This is a genomic window from Cupriavidus sp. 8B (assembly GCF_054589115.1).
Map to the genome: position 1 here is coordinate 5,383 of NZ_BAAILO010000266.1, position 3,218 is coordinate 8,600.

Annotated in this window: 4 protein-coding genes; 3 read left to right on the plus strand and 1 reads right to left on the minus strand. The window is 63.6% G+C overall.

What is annotated here, in order from left to right; genetic code table 11:
- Positions 1-1,310: MocR-like pyridoxine biosynthesis transcription factor PdxR (gene pdxR / locus ACYP5B_RS26200; RefSeq protein WP_459571648.1), on the minus strand; the 1,310-nt coding region annotated here is incomplete at its 3' end.
- 189 nt (positions 1,311-1,499) lie between these two features.
- Here pdxR and ACYP5B_RS26205 point away from each other — a divergent pair.
- From ACYP5B_RS26205 to ACYP5B_RS26215, 3 genes are all read left to right on the plus strand, one after another.
- Positions 1,500-2,252, plus strand: coding sequence for an SDR family oxidoreductase (locus ACYP5B_RS26205; protein WP_400096843.1), 753 nt, complete (start codon positions 1,500-1,502; stop codon positions 2,250-2,252).
- A gap of 188 nt (positions 2,253-2,440) precedes the next feature.
- Complete coding sequence (locus tag ACYP5B_RS26210) at positions 2,441-2,920, plus strand: carboxymuconolactone decarboxylase family protein (protein WP_400096844.1); 480 nt, start codon at positions 2,441-2,443, stop codon at positions 2,918-2,920.
- Between the two features lie 4 nt (positions 2,921-2,924).
- On the plus strand, positions 2,925-3,218 hold a 294-nt coding region (locus ACYP5B_RS26215), incomplete at its 3' end, for a cupin domain-containing protein (protein WP_459571649.1).

Genomic DNA, 3,218 nt, shown 5'->3' on the forward strand with positions numbered 1-3,218 from the left:
GCGAACTGGATCCCACCGGGTGGCAAATCGACAATCAACCGCGCGCCAAACGCCTGCTCCAGCGCGTGCGCGATCAGCATGCGCCGCTGTCCGTACAACGCACGCATCCGCTTCATGTGCCGCGCAAAATGCCCCTGCGCAATGAAATCTGCCACGGCAGCCTGAAATAGCGTCGGCGAGCCGGCGTTCATGCTGCACGCCACCCGCCCAACGCGCTCGACAGCGCGCTCCGGCACCACCGCATACGCGAGCCGCAAACCGGGAAACATCACCTTGCTGAACGTGCCGCAATAGATCACGCGATCGTGCCGGTCGAGGCTCTTCAAAGCCGGCAATGGCCGGCCCAGATAACGGAACTCGCTGTCGTAGTCATCTTCGATGATCCAGCGAGACGCTTTCTCTGCCCAATCCAGCAGCGCCATACGTCTTGCGAGCGACAGCGTGTGCCCGAGCGGGCTCTGATGCGATGGCGTGACCAGTGCGAAGCGCGCCTGCGGATCCAGTTGTATGCCGCGCTCGACGTCGATCCCTTCGCCATCCACCGGCACCGGCACGAGCTGCACGCCAGTCTCGGCCAGAAAGTTGCGCGCGAGCAGATAGCCGGGATCCTCGAACCACATGCGATCGTTCGGGCGCGCGAGACTGCGCAACACGAGTTCGAGCGCCGCGCGGTAGCCGCCGGTAACGAACACCTGTTCCGGCAGACAGGTTACGCCGCGCGACAGCCCGAGATAGGTGGCGATGTGTTCGCGCAGCGGCCGATAGCCAGCCGGATCCGGGTACGCGAGCTCCGCGCGTTCGCCGCTACGCGCGCGACGCAAAACGAGCCGGTTCCATGCCTTGCGCGGAAACGCGTCGAGCGCGGGCAGCCCTGGTTGCAACGGCCGCGGCTCGCCGCTCATGGCGACGGTGATAGCCAGCTGGCGCGGCGCCGGTTGACCACCGCGCGATGCGTCTGGCGTCTTCGGCGTGCCTGGTCCTTCAGTGCCCTGCCTGCCATGCGCGTTCTGGAGGCCTTGCCCATATGACGAGCGCATCACCGAAGCCGGTAGCGACGGCGATACGAACGTGCCCGCGGCACCGCGCATCTGCAGGTAGCCCTCGTCGACGAGGATCGTGTAGGCCAGTTCGACTGTGCCGCGCGCCGTGTTCAGTTGCATGGCGAGGCTGCGCAACGCGGGCACGCGATCGCCGGGACGCAGATGCCCTGCCGCGATCGCCGTCCGGAAACGCTCGCAAATCTGCAGATAGATCGGCAACTGCTGCTGCCGATCGACTTCAATGGTCAATGTGGGAGTCGGTACGGTCATGACGGTTCGCGGGCATGGGGGAGCGGAAACGACTTGGACTAGTCATATCGACAATTCTTGGCCCTTTTCTATAGGCCATGATTATTCCACAATGGCGTCAAGCAATGCGACGCAGACGGACACTTTCACGCGATACCGCACCTGCCAAGCGCCCCGCGCGTTCATCAACTCTTATCTGGAGAATCTGCCATGAAGATCGTCGTAATCGGTGGTTCCGGCCTGATCGGCTCGCGTCTCGTATCGCTGCTCACCAAGGCAGGCCATACGGCGCTCGCCGCATCGCCGCGTAGCGGTGTCAATACCGTGACGGGCGACGGCCTGAGCAACGCACTAGTGGGCGCGGACGTCGTAGTGGATGTGACGAACGCGCCGTCATGGGAGCCGCAGGCGGTGCTCGACTTCTTCCGCACCTCGGCGCGCAATCTCGGCAAGGCCGAAGTGGCCGCAGGCGTGCGCCATCACGTCGCGCTGTCAATCGTCGGCGCCGACCGCATGCCGGAGAACGCATATTTCACCGCCAAGGTCGCGCAGGAAGAGGCGATCGAAGCGGCGGGCGTGCCGTACACGATCGTGCGCGCGACACAGTTCATGGAGTTCATCGGCGGCATCGCAGATTTCAGTACGGACGGCGGCACCGTGCGCGTCGGCGACGGACTGTTTCAGCCGATCGCCGCGGACGACATCGCGGCGATCCTCTCGCAGATCGCGCTTGCGGCACCGCTGAACGACACCGTCGAAATCGCCGGCCCGGACCGCGCGCCCTTCGCGGCGATCATCACGCGTTATCTGAAATCGGTAGGCGACGCACGTCCGGTCGTGACGGATCGCGATGCACGGTACTACGGCGGCCAGGTCGAGGAACTGTCACTTGTGCCGCTCGGTGACGCGCGTATCGGCCGCATCAGTCTCGACCAGTGGCTCGCGCAGGCTAAAGGAGGTTGATTGCAAGCTGCTATCCCGCGACGTCCATCCCTTCGTGCAACGCTCGGATCCGCGCATCACTCCGTTGTCGAGCACAACTAGTTTGACGGGCGCATTCGAGGCGCTCAAAGACGTACCGGCGAGCTTCTGCGAGATCCGCCACGAAGCGCCACCAAACACAATCTCGGTCATCTAACCAGGAGAGAATCATGACGCAACGGCTTAACTACTTTCAGCAATCCCCGGAACTGTCCAAGAAGCTCATGGAGTTCAGCGCGCTGTTTCAGAACACCACGATCGAACAGCCCATTCGCGAGCTCGTCGAGATTCGCGCATCGCAGCTCAATGGCTGCGCTTTCTGCGTCGACATGCATATCAAGATGGCGAAGATCCACGGCGAGCGCGAACTGCGCCTGCATCACGTGGCGATCTGGCGCGAGTCGACGCTGTTCTCGCCGCGCGAACGCGCCGCGCTGGCATGGACCGAGGTGCTGACCAACCTTCCCGTCCAGGGCGTGCCCGACGATATCTACGACCACGTGCGTACCCAGTACTCCGAGAAGGAGCTGTCGGATCTCACGTTCCTCGTGGGCGCGATCAACAGCTGGAACCGACTGAACGTGGCGTTCCGCATGGTGCCCGGTTCGTCCGACAAGGCATTCGGGCTCGACAAAGCCAATCTGGAGTGATGCCATGAAGACGGTCGCATCTATTGCGGTAACCCTGATGGTGTCGTGCCTCATGGTTGCACAGCCGGCCGCCGCCGCGCCGGAGGCAAGTGTCGCGCCCTTGCTCACGGAGGCGTTGCCCGAGTACCCGGGGAAGGAGGCCACGATGATCATGGTGGAATATCCGCCAGGCGCCGTCGATCCCGTACATCGCCATGACGCGCACGCCTTCGTCTATGTGCTCGAGGGCAGCATCGTCATGGGCGTCAGGGGCGGCAAGGAGGTGACGCTCAAGGCGGGCGAAACCTTCCACGAACGT